Annotated in this window: 15 protein-coding genes; 4 read left to right on the top strand and 11 right to left on the bottom strand. The window is 59.7% G+C overall.

Annotated features, from left to right (window positions below; genetic code table 11):
• Positions 1-11 precede the first annotated feature (11 nt).
• Positions 12-1,541 (bottom strand): IMP dehydrogenase, encoded by a 1,530-nt coding sequence (gene guaB, locus HMPREF2614_RS09635; RefSeq protein ID WP_038629376.1) that lies wholly within the window; start codon positions 1,539-1,541, stop codon positions 12-14.
• 263 nt (positions 1,542-1,804) lie between these two features.
• On the opposite strand from guaB, the gene HMPREF2614_RS09630 reads away from it, so the two are divergent.
• Both HMPREF2614_RS09630 and HMPREF2614_RS09625 read left to right on the top strand, forming a co-directional pair.
• Positions 1,805-2,173 (top strand): DUF5319 domain-containing protein, encoded by a 369-nt coding sequence (locus tag HMPREF2614_RS09630; RefSeq protein WP_038629374.1) that lies wholly within the window; start codon positions 1,805-1,807, stop codon positions 2,171-2,173.
• Between the two features lie 137 nt (positions 2,174-2,310).
• A complete protein-coding gene (locus HMPREF2614_RS09625; protein ID WP_080972931.1) occupies positions 2,311-2,634 on the top strand; it encodes a WhiB family transcriptional regulator in 324 nt (107 codons plus the stop codon).
• A 125-nt stretch (positions 2,635-2,759) separates the two neighbouring features.
• On the opposite strand, the gene groL is transcribed toward HMPREF2614_RS09625, so the two are convergent.
• The 9 genes from groL to HMPREF2614_RS09580 all read right to left on the bottom strand — a co-directional run bounded on the left by groL (position 2,760) and on the right by HMPREF2614_RS09580 (position 12,969).
• Positions 2,760-4,364 (bottom strand): chaperonin GroEL, encoded by a 1,605-nt coding sequence (gene groL, locus HMPREF2614_RS09620; protein WP_038627745.1) that lies wholly within the window; start codon positions 4,362-4,364, stop codon positions 2,760-2,762.
• Between the two features lie 19 nt (positions 4,365-4,383).
• Complete coding sequence (groES, locus tag HMPREF2614_RS09615; protein ID WP_005510054.1) at positions 4,384-4,683, bottom strand: co-chaperone GroES; 300 nt, start codon at positions 4,681-4,683, stop codon at positions 4,384-4,386.
• Positions 4,684-5,141: 458 nt separating this feature from the next.
• Positions 5,142-6,215 carry a tRNA (adenosine(37)-N6)-threonylcarbamoyltransferase complex transferase subunit TsaD gene (tsaD, locus tag HMPREF2614_RS09610; protein ID WP_049182358.1) on the bottom strand — a complete coding sequence of 358 codons (1,074 nt, stop codon included), beginning with the start codon at positions 6,213-6,215 and terminating at the stop codon, positions 5,142-5,144.
• Between the two features lie 57 nt (positions 6,216-6,272).
• Complete coding sequence (locus HMPREF2614_RS09605) at positions 6,273-6,701, bottom strand: hypothetical protein (protein ID WP_038627743.1); 429 nt, start codon at positions 6,699-6,701, stop codon at positions 6,273-6,275.
• 55 nt (positions 6,702-6,756) lie between these two features.
• Positions 6,757-8,493, bottom strand: a complete 1,737-nt coding sequence (locus tag HMPREF2614_RS09600; protein WP_049182318.1) for a pyruvate dehydrogenase — start codon at positions 8,491-8,493, stop codon at positions 6,757-6,759.
• A 38-nt stretch (positions 8,494-8,531) separates the two neighbouring features.
• Positions 8,532-9,011, bottom strand: coding sequence for a ribosomal protein S18-alanine N-acetyltransferase (rimI, locus tag HMPREF2614_RS09595; RefSeq protein WP_038627739.1), 480 nt, complete (start codon positions 9,009-9,011; stop codon positions 8,532-8,534).
• Positions 9,008-9,658, bottom strand: a complete 651-nt coding sequence (gene tsaB, locus HMPREF2614_RS09590) for a tRNA (adenosine(37)-N6)-threonylcarbamoyltransferase complex dimerization subunit type 1 TsaB (RefSeq protein ID WP_038627737.1) — start codon at positions 9,656-9,658, stop codon at positions 9,008-9,010. Before tsaB ends, rimI begins: the two co-directional genes overlap by 4 nt.
• Before the next feature lie 30 nt (positions 9,659-9,688).
• Positions 9,689-11,302, bottom strand: a complete 1,614-nt coding sequence (gene alr / locus HMPREF2614_RS09585; RefSeq protein WP_070560837.1) for an alanine racemase — start codon at positions 11,300-11,302, stop codon at positions 9,689-9,691.
• Positions 11,299-12,969 (bottom strand): NAD(P)H-hydrate dehydratase, encoded by a 1,671-nt coding sequence (locus tag HMPREF2614_RS09580; RefSeq protein ID WP_070560835.1) that lies wholly within the window; start codon positions 12,967-12,969, stop codon positions 11,299-11,301. The genes alr and HMPREF2614_RS09580 overlap by 4 nt, the downstream gene beginning before the upstream one ends.
• A 24-nt stretch (positions 12,970-12,993) precedes the next feature.
• Here HMPREF2614_RS09580 and HMPREF2614_RS09575 point away from each other — a divergent pair, with 24 nt between their 5' ends.
• Entirely contained in the window at positions 12,994-14,082 is a 1,089-nt protein-coding gene (locus tag HMPREF2614_RS09575) for an esterase/lipase family protein (RefSeq protein WP_070560833.1), read from the top strand.
• A 453-nt stretch (positions 14,083-14,535) separates the two neighbouring features.
• On the top strand, positions 14,536-15,654 hold the full coding sequence (locus HMPREF2614_RS09570; RefSeq protein ID WP_224786609.1) for an HNH endonuclease signature motif containing protein: 1,119 nt from the start codon (positions 14,536-14,538) through the stop codon (positions 15,652-15,654).
• On the opposite strand, the gene glmS is transcribed toward HMPREF2614_RS09570, so the two are convergent.
• On the bottom strand, positions 15,637-17,511 hold the full coding sequence (gene glmS / locus HMPREF2614_RS09565; RefSeq protein WP_038627727.1) for a glutamine--fructose-6-phosphate transaminase (isomerizing): 1,875 nt from the start codon (positions 17,509-17,511) through the stop codon (positions 15,637-15,639). The two genes, HMPREF2614_RS09570 and glmS, sit on opposite strands and share 18 nt — an antisense overlap.
• Positions 17,512-17,516 lie beyond the last annotated feature (5 nt).

Here is a 17,516-nt window from a genome sequence, read left to right as displayed (position 1 = left end):
ACTAAGCCAGTTTAGCGCTGGTAGTAGTTCGGCGCTTCGACAGTCATCTGGATATCGTGCGGGTGCGACTCGCGCAGGCCTGCAGCGGTGATCTGGACAAACTGTGCGTCGTGCAGCTGCTCGACGGTAGCGGAACCGGTGTAGCCCATAGCTGCGCGCAGACCACCGACCAGCTGGTGAACGATGGAGTCGATGCTGCCGCGGAACGGAACACGGCCCTCGATACCTTCCGGAACCAGCTTCTCTTCGCTCTTGACGTCAGCCTGGAAGTAGCGATCCTTGGAGTAGGAGCGCTTCTCGCCGGTCAGGCCGCGGCCCTGCATGGCGCCCAGCGAGCCCATGCCGCGGTACATCTTGTACTGCTTGCCGTTAACGAAGGTAACCTCACCCGGAGCCTCAGCGGTACCGGCCAGCATCGAACCGAGCATGACGGAGGATGCACCGGCCGCCAGAGCCTTGGCGATGTCGCCGGAGAACTGCATACCGCCATCGGCGATAATCGGAACGCCAGCCTTCTTAGCTGCGACAGAGGCTTCCATGATGGCGGTGATCTGCGGGGCACCTACACCTGCGACAACGCGAGTGGTGCAAATCGAGCCCGGGCCGATACCGACCTTGATGGCATCTGCACCCGCGTCAATCATGGCCTGTGCAGCACCACGGGTAGCTAGGTTGCCGCCGATAATCTGGATGTTCTCGCCGAATTCCTTCTTAACGCGGGAGACCATCTCAAGTACACCTGAGTTGTGGGCGTGAGCGGTATCAACAACGAGCACGTCTACGCCTGCGTCAGCCAATGCGTGTGCGCGCTTCCAGGAGTCCTCGCCGGTACCGATGCCAGCACCGACCAGCAGACGGCCGGAACCATCCTTGGAAGCATTCGGGTACTGATCCTTCTTGACGAAGTCCTTGACGGTAATCAGACCAGTCAGACGGCCTTCGCCATCGACGATCGGCAGCTTCTCCACCTTGTGAGCGCGCAGCAGGTTCAGCGCCGCATCGCCAGACACACCCTGCTCAGCCACGACGAGCGGCATCGGTGTCATGATTTCGGAAACCTTGCGGTTCAGGTCTGCCTCAAAACGCATGTCGCGGTTGGTGCAGATACCGACCAGCTTGCCGTCCTCGTCGACGACCGGCAGGCCCGAGATGCGGTAACGAGCGCACTTGGCATCTACTTCGGCGATGGTGTCATCCGGGGAACAGGTCACCGGGTCGGACACCATGCCAGCCTCAGAGCGCTTTACAATCTCGACCTGCTGAGCCTGCTCCTCGATGGACAGGTTGCGGTGCAGGATACCCATACCGCCCTGGCGGGCCATGGCAACAGCCATGCGAGCCTCGGTGACGGTGTCCATAGCAGCGGACACAATCGGAATGTTCAGACGCAGCTCACGAGTGAGCTGCGTCGAAGTATCAACGCCGGAGGGGATAACGTCCGAAGCGTCCGGCAGAAGCAGGACGTCATCGAATGTAAGGCCGACTAGTGGAATCTTGTTGGGATTGTCTCCGCCGAGGCTAATTCCCGTGGGGTTGGTCATGGACTCCTCCTGCTCCACCCTTGCCGACATCCGGCCAGGGGCGCTATCGCTTCGTGGTTGCCAAACGTTATATACAGGGTAGTCCTTAAGTGATAGAACGCGACAATTAGACGGAGCGACAGGCGCCCGACAAGGGTTAGCCAAAAGCTAGCTGAGGGTTATACCAAGGTGAACTAAACCCCAACTAAGTAGATTGCCAATCGTCAGGATTGCCGTACAGAGCTGTTACGGTAGTGATTGTGAACCATAACTTTTTCTCATCCATGCCGCGGGATCCGTTCGAGGGAGATCCCAATGACCCGGCAAGCTTTCTCGAGCCGGATGAGCCGTTTGCTCCGCTGACAGACCAGGAACGTCGAGAGGTTCTTGAAGATCTGGCCGCAGTTCGCCTATTCCGCACCGCTTTGAGCCCAGAGGGATTACTGGGTGTCTGCATGTTGTGTGAGGACTGCGGTGACGAGCACTTTTACAACTGGGAAGTTTTGGAAAACCACTACCTGATGCTCCTGTCTGGACAGGCGTCCCCGGTTCACGAGCCACAATTCGATCCAGACCCCTCCCGTTACGCTCCATGGGACTACTGCGCAGGCTTTGTCGACGGTCTGCGTTCTCGCCGACCTGGCCGTTTCTAAAAATTTGGTAAGAGTTTCACGGAATTGTTTGCGTAGTATCCCGGCTGGCCTCCTTAGGTTTACCAACCGTTCATTGTTGGCCTCCACACTTGAGCTCACTGCTTCAAGAAAGCTCAATGAAGGAGACATCAATTCCGATGACGTACATCGACCACTTGCCCGGGCCCAATGCGGATTTGTGGGATTGGCAGCTGCACGGCTCTTGCCGCGGGCAGGACTCCGCGACCTTCTTCCACCCGGAAGGCGAGCGCGGACGCGCACGCAGCCTACGCGAAGCCCGTGCGAAGGCTATCTGCCGTTCTTGCCCCGTTCTTATGCAGTGCCGTAGTCACGCACTCAAGGTTGGTGAGCCATACGGCGTCTGGGGTGGTCTCAGCGAATCTGAACGAAATGAAATCCTTCGAGCTAAGCCGGCCTCACGTGAACGCGAACTTGAACGCGTTCTAGTCGCTGCCATGTAGTCCCTCCCCTTCTCTCGGACTCCAGCCAGTTCCAGTTCACATAAAACCAAAATGCTCCCCACCCTCAGATTGAAAGGCGGGGAGCATTTCACGTACTAGCAGCTAGCACACTAGCTCATTAGCAATTAGTGAGCGTGATCGTGCTCCGGCTCCTCTTCCGGCTTGTCCACAACGGAAGCCTCAGTGGTCAGCAGCATGCGTGCCACGGAGGTTGCGTTGACGACTGCGGAGTGAGTGACCTTGACCGGGTCAATGACACCGGACTCAATCAGGTTCTCGTAAGTGTCAGTAGCAGCGTTGTAGCCGTTGCCGTTCTCCTGCTCGCCGATGTGGTAAACGACAACTGCGCCATCCTTACCAGCATTCTCAGCAATCCAGAAAGCCGGGCGGATCAGAGCCTTGGCAACTGCACGGACACCGACTGCCTCGTCACCCTCGAACTCGTCAGCAAATGCCTCGAGTTCACGGGAAATCTGCACCAGTACGGAACCGCCACCGGCGATGACGCCTTCCTGAGCTGCTGCACGAGCAGCGTTAATGGCATCCTCGACGCGCAGCTTGCGCTCGTTGACCTCGGTCTCGGTTGCAGCGCCGACCTTAATAACAGCCACACCGCCTGAGAGCTTCGCCAGACGCTCTTCCAGCTTCTCGCGGTCCCAGTCAGAGTCAGTGCGCTCAATCTCGGCACGAATCTGGTTACGACGCTCTTCCACGGCCTCAGCGGTGCCGGCACCGTCAACCAGGACGGTCTCGTCCTTGGTAATGGTGATGCGGCGTGCGTTACCCAGCACCTCAAGTCCAACGTCCTTCAGCTGCATGCCAGTGTCAGCCGTAACGACGGTTGCACCGGTGACAACTGCCAGGTCATCCATGAACGCCTTACGACGGTCACCGAAGTACGGTGCCTTCACTGCGGCAACCTTCAAGGTCTTGCGCATAGCGTTGATAACCAGCGCGGACAGAGCCTCGCCCTCGATATCCTCAGCCATGATCAGAGTCGGCTTGCCGGACTCGGCAATCTTCTCCAGAATCGGCAGGAACTCCGGCAGGGAGGAAATCTTCTCGCGGACCAGCAGCACCTGTGCACCGTCGAGAATTGCCTGCTGAGCCTCAACGTCGGTAATGAAGTACGGCGAGAGGAAGCCCTTGTTGAAGGACACGCCCTCGGTCACGGACAGCTCGGTGGCAATCGACTGCGACTCCTCCACAGAGACGACGCCGTCCTTGCCGACCTTGTCCATGGCACCTGCAACCAGGTCACCGATTTCAGTGTCGCGCGAGGAAACGGTTGCCACCTGTGCGATGGCAGCAGAGCTGCTGACCGGGGTGGCACGCTGCTTCAGCAGCTCAACCGCCTTGTCGGATGCAGCGTGAATACCGCGATTCAGAGAAATCGGGTTTGCGCCAGCTGCAACGTTGCGCAGACCCTCGTGGACCAACGCCTGTGCCAGCAGCGTTGCGGTAGTAGTGCCGTCGCCGGCAACGTCATTGGTCTTGACCGCAACGGACTTAACCAACTGCGCGCCGAGGTTCTCAAACGGATCCTCAACGTCGATGTCGCGGGCGATAGTCACACCGTCATTGGTGACCAGCGGACCGCCGAAGGCCTTGTCCAGGACTACGTTGCGACCCTTCGGGCCAAGCGTGACCTTGACTGCGTCGGCAAGCGTGTCCACACCGCGCTTGAGGCCTTCGCGAGCCTCTTCGTTAAAAGCAATAAGCTTCGCCATGTGTGGGTACGTCCTCCCTTTAGTTCTCGATAACAGCCAGGATGTCGCGCTGCGACAGCAGCAGGTACTCCTCGCCCTGGTACTTCAGCTCAGTGCCGCCGTACTTGGAGAAGATGACGATGTCGCCTTCCTTGACGTCCATAGGAATGCGGTCATCGTCATCGGCCCAACGACCCGGACCAACTGCGATAACGGTAGCCTCCTGCGGCTTCTCCTTAGCGGAGTCCGGGATAACCAGGCCAGAAGCCGTGGTGGTCTCTGCTTCGTTGATCTGAACGAGGACGCGGTCCTCCAGCGGCTTGATGTTGACGTTCGCCACGATGAATTCCTCCATACATGCGGTGATGTGATGTTCTTGTGCCGGTTGGTCTGCCGTGCACAGCCGTCGTCGCGGGTGAACAACTGTGTGTCAAACAACCTTCGTTAGCACTCTACCTCTGCAAGTGCTAACACTCAACAACAGTGAGCGCTAATGCTAATTGGTCAGCTTGTCGGGGTTGCAAGCCATACGACCGAACACAGTAACCGTCATCCCGTGTTCCTTGATGTACTCATCGCTAAAGCAGGGGCCACCAGAACCGGTCGTGTAACGACTGTCTGGCTCCCTCCTTTGCCAGGCACCTTCGTCCCATTGGTAAACCGCCAGTCCCCCCACTGTTTGTGCGTCCACCTATCGCCCACCATCCGTCACAGGCGACAATCGTAAAGTTTTCCTCCGTGGTTGGGAACTCCGGCGCCTCACAGTCTCCGCTAAACGGAGCCGAGTGGTAATCAGTCTCATTGCATTACAGGTTCTTCCACTGGCATCGATGGGTCGGTCGGACAGGCGTAACCAGAGGGATTGACCCCTGCGGCAATTAGGTAGGCGGCAGCTGCGCCAATCATGACACCGTTGTCGGTACACAGCTTAATCGGCGGCACGTGCAGCGTAATTCCCGCCGAGGTAGCTCGCGCCGCTGCGAGTTCACGCAACCTCGAGTTCGCAGCTACACCACCACCGAGCAGCAGCGTAGTAGCCCCCACATCCTGAGCCGCACGGACAGCCTTCTTGGTCAACACATCGCAGACCGCCTCCTGGAAGGAAGCACAAACGTCCTCTACGGAGTATTCACGACCTTCCTTCTCCGCTGCCTCGACATAGCGGGCCACGGCTGTCTTCAAGCCGGAGAAGGAGAAGTCATGGCGCGCATCCTGCTGGCGCATCATGGCCCGAGGAAACGCGATGGCCTTGCGGTTTCCCTGCTTAGCCAACTTATCGATAATCGGGCCGCCCGGGTAACCCAACCCAAGCAACCTAGAAACCTTGTCGTATGCCTCTCCGGCTGCGTCGTCAAGCGTCGACCCGAGCTCCTGCATCGGGCGACCGACCCCCTGTACACGCAGCAGCTGTGTGTGACCGCCAGAGACCAACAGCGCTACAGCATTGGACAAATCCGCGCCGTCAAGGGCACCAACAGCAACGTGACCGGCGAGGTGGTTGATGCCGTAGAACGGTACACCCCAGGCAGCGGCGTAGGCCTTCGCGCCTGCCGAACCAACCAGCAGCGCACCGGCGAGACCAGGCCCCACGGTAGCGGCAACGGCATCTGGGATAAAAGTATCGATACCGAGCTTGGCAGCTGCTTGCGCGCGCGCCTCGGAGACTACTGGCTGCAAGGCTTCCAAATGAGCGCGAGAGGCAATCTCGGGAACCACACCGCCGAAACGGGCGTGCTGTTCCATGGAGGATGCGACGACGTCGGCAAGCACTTCTACCTCAACAGCGGCAGGGGTGGCGGTGTCGTCGTAGCGCACACGCATCACTGCAGCGCCAGTCTCATCGCAGGAACTCTCGATTGCCAGCAGGGTCAACTCGGTCATAGCAGTCATGGTACTAGCGCACCACCGGGTCGCTTACCAGCGACCGAGTTAAATTTCGAGGCGACCGAGGTTCCTCACTGCAGCACGCCAGAGGGCGTATTCCTCTGGGTAGTCATCGCGGTAGTGACGAACGGCGCGCATACCGTGCTTGATACGCTCAATTTCCTCGTCGCCGATGTCCTCGCCCTCGGCGTCGACGAATACGACCGTTCCGCAAATTGCGGTGGTGGGGTCGGTGAAGAAAGCCGAGTTGCCCGTAGCAGCCTCATTGCGACCGAGGGACGCGACCGGGTTCGGTTCAGCGCCCTCAGCCTTGGCCGTCGGGTTGTAGAGAGCGGCGTAATCGACGCCATCTTCCTGAAACGCCACCGAAACACGGTCAGAGGAAACTCCGCCGAGGAATGTAGCAGCGGCCTCCAACTCAAATTCGACGATGCGATGCGTCAGGTCAGGGTTCACCAGAAAACCTTTAATCATGGAAACAGAGGTACCGCACCGCATCCGCTCCCGCATCTCGAGAGCGCTACCCCCACTATGGCCGCGGGATGTTGCGGAGGTTCGACCGTGCCATGTTGATCATCTGACCAACGCCGCCGCCAAAGACGGTGCGAGTAGCGGCCTTGGAGAATCCCATCAGCATGTCCCAGGTGATATTCGCCGGGATGGACAGGGCGTTCGGGTCGGTGACCATGTCCACCAGTACCGGACCGTCGTAGGCCAGCGCCTCTTGAATCAGGCGAGGTGCATCGGCCGGATCTTCAATTCGGATGGCCTTGATACCCAACGACTCCGCGACTCCCGCGTAGTCAACTGCGCCGTGATCGGTCTCGTGCTCCGGCAGCCCCTGAACCAACATTTCCAACTTGACCATACCGAGCGAGGAGTTGTTGAACACAAACATCTTGATCGGCAGCTGCTGCTGCTGCACGGTGATGAGCTCACCGAGCAGCATTGACAGGCCACCGTCACCGTTGAAGGTAATGACCTGACGGTCCCGGTCAGCAGCCTGCACACCAATAGCCTGCGACAGTGCATTGGCCATAGTGCCGTGACGGAAGGAACCAATCTGCTCTCGCCTGCCATTCGGCGTGACGTAGCGTGCAGCCCAGACATTGCCCATGCCGGTATCGACGGTAAAGACGGCATCGTCATCGGCGTACTTATCAATCAGGTCGGCCACATACTCCGGGTGAATCGGGCGCATGTTCTCAACGTCATGGGTGTATGCCTCGATGACGTGGCTGAGCAGGCGCTCGTGGTTCCGCAGCTGCTTGTCCAGGAAGGAGCGGTCGGTCTTTTCATCCAGGTACGGCAGGATGGTTTCGATCGTTGCGGCCACATCGCCGACGACTGGGTACTTCACCGTGGTACGACGACCGATGGCGCGACCATCGATATCGACCTGGGCGACGTTCTTAGTCGGCAGGAAGTCGTTGTACGGGAAGTCAGTACCGAGCAGAATCAACAAATCAGCATCGTTAGAGGCATCGTGGCAGGCGCCGTAGCCCAGCAGTCCGGACATTCCGACGTCATAGGGGTTGTCGTACTGGATGTACATCTTGCCACCCAGCGCATGCCCCACCGGCGACTTAATCTTCTCCGCAAGCTTGAGCACCTGTTCGCGGGCATCCTTCACACCTGCGCCACAGAAAAGCGTGACGGTTTTAGCCTCATTGATTGCGTCGGCAAGCGCGGCGGCCTGACCGGCATCAGGGAATACGACTGGGCGACCGCTGCTGATAGTGGAGGTGACGAACTCATCATTTTCCACTTCATGCGTTGTAATGTCGCCCGGCAGAACCAGCACGGAAACACCGTGGCCAGTCATGGTCGACTGGATAGCATGATGCAAAACGACGCCACCCTGCTCAGCGGAGTTCACCATCTCGCAGTAACCGGAGCACTCGTTGAAGATAAACTCCGGATGGGTCTCCTGGAAGAAGTTCGAGCCAATCTGGCGAGAAGGAATGTGCGATGCCAGCGCCAGCACCTTTGCGCCGTTGCGGTGGGAGTCATAGAGGCCCTGAATGAGGTGGGTGTTACCCGGACCGCAAGAGGCCGCACACACTGCTAATTCGCCGGTGACCAGGGACTCGGCACCGGCAGCGAAGGCCGCAGCCTCCTCGTTGCGGACGTGCACCCACTCAATGGAGGACTCACGCACCGCGTCGACAATGGGGTTCAAACTATCTCCGACGAGTCCGAAGATTCGCTTGACACCTTGATTCTCTAGGGTTTCTACGAGCTGCTTTGCAAAGGTTTTAGCCATGTGACCGGTCTAACGCAGAATAGTCGCTACGTCAACATTTAGCCGGCGGGCACAGGCCGGCACATTGTGTAAGCGTCCGCCCCAGAGCCCGGGTAGTAGTTTTTTCGTAGCCCCATATTTTCGAAGCCGTAGCGTCGATACATGGCGATAGCGGGTTCATTATCCGTGCGCACTTCCAAAAACACCGGGCCCGGATCCTCCGCCACAGCTGCCATCAGCGCGTCCATGAGCTGCGCCCCAAAGCCCCGGCGCTGCCACTTCTGCCCCACGCCGACGGTGTGAATCTCGTACTCGGCGCCACCCGCAGGTCCCAGCTTGGTAATCCCCGCATAGCCGCACAGTTCTTCGACCCCGTCTGCCTCTGCGATCAGCCCGACGTAGAAATTGTTCGGCGCGGCCAGCTCTGCCATAAAGGCCGATTCCGGCCAGGGATCATCGCCGGCAAATAGCTCCGCCTCAATCGCCGCACACGCCTTGGCTGCAGGAGGCCCGAGACGCACTAGCTTGACGACGCTCATCTCATAGCCTTCGGGACAACGGCATCCGGACGGCGCAAGTACAGCGGCACCAGTGGGCCCGGCGCGGTGTCAAAGTCAACCGTTTCAACCATGGCTTTCGGAGTGGGAAAGACTTGTTCGGCAGCAACCTCAAGCCCGGCAATTTGCTCGATGTGGCTGAGGCTGCCGCGGGCGTGGCTCGGCGTGAAGTCGGCGACTTCTGCTGCGAGTTCTTCCTTGAGCAGCTCCATGACGTCGGCTGGCTTGGCCACTGCCGGGCCGAAAACTCGCTGGCCATCGTGGTAGGCCGCGAAGTACACCTCGCGGCGGCGAGCATCGGTGACGACCAGTTCATCGCCAACACCAACCGCGAGCGCATCCAGGCTGCAGATGCCGTAGCAGGGAATTCCCAGAGCGTCGGCAAAGGAGGCTGCGGTTGCCATACCAACGCGCAAGCCCGTAAACGGTCCCGGACCACAGCCGACAACCACGGCATCTAGCTCGGTTGCCGCCACCCCACTGTCGGTGAGGCACTGCTGAATCAGCGGCACCAGCACCTCGTTGTGCGCGCGGGCATCCAGGTGCAGCTTTTCGGCCACGGTTTCACCATCGCGGACAATTCCCGCGGTGACCTGTGGGGTCGATGTGTCAACGGCCAAAATGTTCATACTCAGTAACCTACTTGAACCGACTTGAAGCTACTTGCTCCACTTCCAGGTGACGACGCGGGTATCGTCGTCACGCGAACGATCGATGCTCACCTGCAGATAGCGCTCAGAGAGCACCTCGGCGAGCCCCATTCCCCACTCGGCGACCACGACGCTGTCCTCGAGGTCGGTGTCCAGATCGAGTGAATCCAGCGCATCGAAGGCCTCGCCATCAGAGCCGGGTCCCTCTTCGCCGAAGAGTCGATAGGCGTCGACATGGATGAGGGTGACGCCGTCTTTTGCGAGCGGACGGTGCTCGCGGGCGATGGTGAACGTCGGCGATGTCACGCGCCCGCGCACATTCATGCCGCGGGCGATGCCCTGCGTGAGAGTGGTCTTACCCGCGCCGAGTGGGCCATCGAGAATCACCAAATCCCCGGCGGCTAGCTCCCGGCCAATCTCCTCGCCGAGGTCACGCATGTCCTCTGCGGTTGGCGCAATGCGGCTGCGCACCCACTTTCGCTCGCTGCGTCCCTTCGGTGCGGTGAGGATTTCGTAGTTAATGGTGCCGGATGCCTCCGCGAGGTCATCGAGACCGGGCTCCCCCAGTGTGGGATCACCGACGATGACCGCAGTGTCGCCGGCCTCGACATCACTGTCGGGACCAAGGTCGACGACGAACTGATCCATACATACGCGTCCTACCTGCGGATAGCGTGTGCCATTGATGCTGACTTCGAAACGACCGGATGCCGAGCGCATCATGCCGTCGGCATAGCCGCAGGGCACGATGCCGATGGTGGTATCGCGGTCAGCTGTCCAGGTCTGTCCGTAGGACACCGACTGCCCTGCCGGCAGCTTCTTGACCAAGATGACCGACGCTTCCCACCGCATCGCTGGGCGCAATCCATGGGTGGACCCCACAATTGGCTCGCCACCATAAATCGCCAGCCCTGGGCGCACCATGTCGAAGGCCAGGTCAGGACGCGACAACGATGCCGGCGAATTCGCCGCATGGTTAATCAGCTCATCCAGCCCCGCCTCGCGCAGTGCAGTAATCGCTGCACGGAAATTCTGCGCCTGCTTATCGACGCTCGCGTTGCCCGGCTCATCCGCGCACGCAAAGTGCGTGAAAGCACCGGTGATGTTCAGCGCACCGGTCTTGTGCAGCTCGACCAGCTGATCAACCGCATTCTCAAAGTCCCCATTGGTCATAGAGAATCCCGAGCGACCCAAGCCCGTATCGACCATCACCGTCACACGTGGTGTCACCGATAGCGCCCGCCCGGCATTGGCCACGGCCAGCGCATGAGCCATCGACGGCAGGCCGAGGTCAATATCTGCAGCCACAGCACGCTGCAGCAACGAGGTGGCTGCCGCGTCCCAGATCCAGGCGAGGATGGGGATGGTGTGGCCGTCGTCAAGCGTGGTGCGGAGTTCCTCGCGGAGGGAGAGCGCCTCGTCGATTGTTACGACGCCGAGCTGTGTTGCGCCGCCGGCCAGTGCGGCACGCGCCGTCTGCAGCGCACCCTGCGAGTAGCCGTCCGCCTTGACGACGGCCATGAATTCCGACACCCCTGCGATGGCCTTGACGGTCTTCACATTGTGGGTGATTGCGTCGAGATTAACGGTATGGGTCAGGATGGCTGGTGCCGAGGAAGTCATAGCCGTATTTTGCCACTGATGCCTTCATTGGTGAACCATGCGGTGGCATCTCGGATGGATTCAGCGATGTCCTGGGCGCTGCAGGGTGCTGGTCCGAACTCTGTCTGCGCGGCCAAGAATGCGGCGCGAGCGTGAATAATTACTGGTACGTAGAGGGATTCGCCTCGTGCTACCCAGGCGCCAAGAAGTCCGGACAGTACATCGCCGGAGCCCGGCGTGGCTGCCCAGGAGCTACCCGCGTCAATCACAACTGTGCGCTGCGTTTTCGGATTGGCAATCACGGTGCGGCGTCCCTTGAGCAACACTTCACAGGAGAACTGCTCGGCAAGTTCACGGGCATCTGCGATGGCGTTAGTGACCTCGTGCCCGGTAAGGCGCTCAAATTCGCCGGCGTGCGGCGTGAGAACAGTGCGCAGGTTGCGCTCCTGGCCGCGCTCGCGGACGAGCTGTCGGAGATTCTCATGCATCGAGAGCAGCGTCAGGGCGTCAGCATCGATGACTACTGGTTTGTCGGTGGCCAGGATGGCACGCAGTTCCTCGGCCGCGCGCTCATCAGTGCCCCGACCAGGGCCGGCAACCCAGGCATCGACGCGTACCTCTTTACGATCCACCGAGTCCGGCTGCGCAATGACCGTCGGTAAGGCTGCGGTGATGCGGTTGCGGGCGTCCACGTCGCCGACATAGATAACCGCGGGACTGGTCGCGTGCACGGCAGCGGAGGCACACAGCTGACCAGCGCCCGGATACTCCTGACTACCGGCGGCGATACCCGTTACTCCGGTAGAGTACTTGTGGTCAGCAGCACCGGGTTCGAGCTGAGTCTTCGCGCCAAAAGGTGCCGGAAAGCTCCCGCCTAGGGCTTCGTAAAACTCTACGGTCGGAGTCTGGTGGTGGACGGCATTGTAGTGACCGTTTTCATAGAGCGTCTGCCCCAGTCCTGGAAGTTCGAGGGAGCAGACATCGAGCGCAATTTCGTACAATTCGACCTCACCACAGGCTTCCGACAGCGCATGCGCGTAGCGCAGTCCGCCGAAGGTCACCGTTGTCGTGGCCTCGACGTGGGATGGCAGGTACGGATCCTGGCCCTCTTCCAGGTCGAGGTCGAGGTTGATGGTCTGGGAGGGCGGATCAAAAGTGCGTCCGGTATCGGCTTCCACGCCACTCGGCACGTCGACCGAGAGAATAGGCACCTCGCCTATGTTTGCCTCGCGCACCAGCCACGCAGCCTCTTCGCGCAGCGCACCATGACCACCGAGCCCCACAATTCCGTCGATAATCAGTGCGTAGTCTTCACTTATCGACCACAGAATCTTCGATAAATCCGTCTCCCGGTCACACCCCAACGGCAGCACCCGCCCGCCTGCGAGCTCAAACGCTTTCAGCGCCCGTTCATGTGGCTTGGTGCCCAGCAAAACTGCATCCACGCCATGTCCGCCCGAAGACAAGTCCCGGCCGGCATAGAGCGCATCGCCACCATTGCCTCCCGACCCAACCAACAGCAGCACACGACCGCGACCAGGCTCCGGCGACACCTTAGCGAGCATCCGCTCCGCCACCTCCGACACAGCGGTGGCTGCGTGGCGCATGAGTTCGTCGTCACGCGTTTGTGCGTCCAGATAGGGCTGTTCCGCGGCGCGAATTTCGGCAGCTGTGTAGCAGTACGTCATAAACCCAGCCTACGATTAGCCCCTATGGATGACTACTCCCCGAGCACGCGAGTTTTCGGCCCTCTACTGCGCGCCTTTCCGCAGGCATACCTGCGCTCGTTGCGTCATCCCGAATGGATCCCCCACGGCGTGCAGGACGTTCGCGAAATCCTCGACGGCAAAGTCACTCCCGACCTGGATGGATACAACGGCCGCACACCAATTGTCCTGGTTCACGGCACCTGGATGAACTCGTTCAACTCCTTCGCCATGTTGGGGCCGTTCCTCGCCCGGAATCGCCCTGTATTCTCACTCGATTACGGCTCCGACCCCGCCGCGCTGGTCAGCCGCCTCCGGAGCGTCAAAGCCACCACCGATTTGAGCGATGCGCTCGCCGAAGTCACCGACCTTCTCGACCGCTTCCGAGCCCAACTCTCCCTACCCCGCATCGACCTCATCGGTCATTCCCAGGCCGGTCTGCACTGTCGCAGTTACGCCAACGCGAGCATCGATTCGCTTTACGACGACGCCCTCAACCATGGCCTCAACGAAGAAGACGCCGAGCAGTTCGCCTCCGACAACAGCCCCGTGCGGGCAGTCATCTCGCTTGCGGGAAACCATCGCGGCACTACTGCGTGGGGCATGCGCCGAAGGCTCAGTGCCTTTGAACGATGCGGCCTACCAATGCACAAACTCGTCGACCGCCTTGTCGGCCGTGCCTGTATTCAACAGCTGCTGGACTCCGACTATATTGCGACTCTGAACCGCGCAGTGCGTGGCATTACCCGACGCGGCCCGCACTACCTGAATATCGGCACCCCTTTCGACACCGTAGTTCGCCCGTGGACCGGCGCCTTTTTGCCCGAACAAGAGGGTCACCACATTACGAACGTCAACAACGCCACCGGCGGTGGCGACTGGTCTGACCACCTCGCGCTGCTCTACTCCCCCAATACCTTAGAACTCATCCACGAGTTCTTAGACGAGCTGGATCGCGCCGAGGAGGGTGGCGCCGAGGACTCTTCGACCAACAAGCAAACGCCGCGCCATGTACGGCAGCGAGTCCTGCCTATGTACGGCGCACTGCCGACGAGGCTCGGGCGGCGGAGACTCGGACGGCGCGGCCAAATCTAATTCAACATGGACTTTTAGAACATATTTCTAAAACCCTATTGACACTTTTTCAAACAGGTGTACGATTTAGGTTGTAGGGAAAATTTGTAAGCAAAAGTTCTTGGTCCGGTGCACAGAGGTTGGCGGGGGCTGGTTGAACGAGCCTCTCCACGCTTCTCTCCACCACAGAACTCAATCTTCAATTCTCCGGCGGACACGTAGTAATCAGGGGGATAACCAATGTCATCGCCGCCCATAGAACTTCTAGCACCAGGTCAAAAGCCCTCATGGGCCAACCAGCAATCCGACGACCCCATTAGCATCGCGGCCCGTGCCACCAACGCCGCAGACCTTCAGCTCATCGATATCTGCGCTCCCGGTGACGCGGTAGATGTCAATCACCATCTCGCCCGCATAAGCATTCGAACCGGCCTTAGCCGCGGCAAGTGCTCTACGCTGTGCGAGATTGCACTGATGTTCGAGCGCCTACCAAAAGTCCGGGCTCTCATCGAATCCACCTTCTGTTTCTCTCTAGCCCATCTCCGCGCCATCGCCAATGGCGTTGCCGGGCTGTCACCAGACCAGTTCGACACGGTAGAGCCCCATCTTTTGGAAATGCTCGCTCCGACGCGACCTCGACAAGCAATGATTGGTGTCTACACGCTGTCTCGCCTAATCGGCGACTTGGTTTCTGAGTACAACGACTGCGCCCGCAACGACGGCACCCAACGGGTTCCAGAAGGCGAAGCGGTCACACTCGCCGACACGGGCGATGGCAAGCACAAAAAGGTCACAGCAATCCTTGAAAACGACCGCGCGACCGAGCTCATGGCCAGGATCCAGGGGATTCGCAACATCGCAATCAATCGTGGTGAACAGTGCACGCAGGCGGAAGCGCTACTACAGCTGGCACAGAATTCGACCAATGCCGAGATTGTCATCAATGTCTACCGCGAGGTCGGCGGTGGGCCAGCATGGATTGATGGCGTCGGCTGGCTGAGCGAGGTAGCCACCGAAGAATGGATTGCTCGCGCAACTCACATCCGTATCTCCGCCGACAGCAAGGTGGATGGTTACCGCCCCACCGAGAGCCAAGTGGCTCGCGTCCGTGGTCGCGACGGTACCTGCCGCTTCCCTGGCTGCGACGTCCCGGCATCCAAGTGCGACCTGGACCATATTCAGCCGTACAACCACGACAATCCCGACCAGGGCGGGCCAACTGACACAGAGAATCTACACTGTCTCTGCCGCCGACACCACAACCTAAAAACTCACGAGGGCTGGGACATCGACAGGTACCCCGATGGAACGGAAGTGTGGACTTCCCGCGATGGAGACACCGCGACTAGCGTTCCGGTTGGGGCGCTAAAGAACGTCGGCAAGCAAACTTTTCATCAGCGCGTGACACGAAAGATGAAGACGATTCAGAAACGCAACCTCGATTGGATGTTGTCATTTTGCGACGTACCTGACGAGGTCTGGGAGCTAACAGAGGAGGAAGAAAAACGCATCGGGTCCCTCACGGATGAAGAACTCGATGCGGAAATTGAGCAATACCGACGAAAGCAGGACGAACTACTCGACGGTGACTGACTTAGCCAGGTTGCGCGGCTTATCGATGTCCTCGTTACCGCACTGGCGAGCGATCTCAGCTGCCAGGAACTGCATCGGAATCGTAGACAACAGCGGCTGGAGCAGCGTGGACGTCTCCGGGATCTCAATCAGGTAGTTCGCAAACGGAACCACCGACTGATCCCCTTCTTCGGCAATCACGATGGTCTTGGCGCCACGGGCACGAATCTCCTGGATGTTGGAGACAATCTTGGAGTGCAGCACGGCGCGTCCCTTCGGCGATGGCACTACAACGACGACCGGAAGATCATCCTCGATGAGTGCAATTGGACCATGCTTGAGCTCGCCTGCCGGGAACCCCTCTGCGTGAATGTAGGCAAGCTCCTTGAGCTTCAGCGCACCCTCAAGTGCGACTGGGTAGCCAACGTGTCGGCCGAGGAAGAGCATCGTCGGAATAGCACCGATTTCCTTGGCCATGTCGATGAACTCATCGCCCTTAGCAACGACCTTGTCAATCAGTGCCGGGATGGTCTCCAGCTCTTCAAACTCGCGAGTGACCTCATCCGGGTACTTAGTGCCGCGTGCCTGGGCAAGAGCCAATCCGACCAGGTAATTTGCGGCTACCTGCGCCAGGAACGACTTGGTTGCAGCAACACCAATCTCCGGCCCAGCGTGCGTGTAGAGCACGGCATCAGACTCACGCGGAATCTGTGCACCGTTGGTATTACAGACAGCCAGCACGCGGGCGCCCTGGCTCTTTGCGTGCCGCACGGCCTCGAGGGTGTCCGCAGTCTCACCCGACTGCGAAATAGCGACCACCAGCGTCTGGCGGTCCAGCACCGGATCGCGGTATCGGAACTCGGACGCGACCTCAATCTCGACCGGGATACGCACCCAGTGCTCAATGGCGTACTTGGCCAACAAACCGGAGTGGTATGCGGTACCACAGGCGACGACGAAGACCTTCTCGATGTCACGCAGATCTTGGTCACTCAGGCGGGACTCGTCGAGAACGATGCGGCCATCAACGAGGTGACCGGCCAACGTATCGCGGACGGCGGCAGCCTGCTCGTGGATTTCCTTCATCATGAAGGAGTCATAGCCACCCTTTTCGGCTGCAGCGAGATCCCAGTCGATGGTGAATGGTCGACCCTGCTGCTCGTTGCCGGCGAAATCCAGGATGCGGTAATCATCTGCGGTGATGATGACGACGTTGTCCTGCCCCAGCTCCACGGCCTCGCGGGTGTGCGCGATGAAAGCCGCAACGTCAGATCCGAGGAACATTTCGTTTTCGCCCACACCGACAATCAGCGGAGTGGAGCGACGAGCAGCGATGATGCGATCCGGGTGGTCTGCATGAGTAAACAACAGCGTGAAAGCACCCTCGAGGCGGTTGAGCACGGACAGCGCAGACGCCTCGAAATCACCAGCGGTAGATCCGCCGTCGGAACCGTCCAGGGCACGTGCGAGCATGTGCGCAGCGACCTCGGAGTCGGTTTCGGACTTCAGCTCAATGCCGGCATCCTCCAGCTCCTGACGTAGCGGAGCAAAGTTCTCGATAATGCCGTTGTGGACGATAGCCACCTTGCCGTCATAGGACTGGTGTGGGTGGGCATTCTCATCAATTGGGCGACCGTGGGTAGCCCAACGGGTGTGCCCAATTCCAGTGGTTCCAGTGATTTTGTCGCGCCCATCCGCGTCAAGGGCAGCCTCGAGGTTGGCGAGTTTACCGGCCTTCTTCTCTACAGTGATATGCCCCTGATTGTCGACAATGGCGACACCCGCGGAGTCATAGCCACGGTATTCCATGCGTCGTAGCGCATCGACAGCAATATCCAGGGCGGGCTGATGGCCCACATATCCAACGATTCCACACATGCCCT

Origin of the sequence: Corynebacterium sp. HMSC074C11 (assembly GCF_001809455.1) — a bacterium.
GTDB classification, from domain to species: Bacteria; Actinomycetota; Actinomycetes; order Mycobacteriales; family Mycobacteriaceae; genus Corynebacterium; species Corynebacterium amycolatum.
This window is presented reverse-complemented; position numbering and strand designations above follow the sequence as displayed.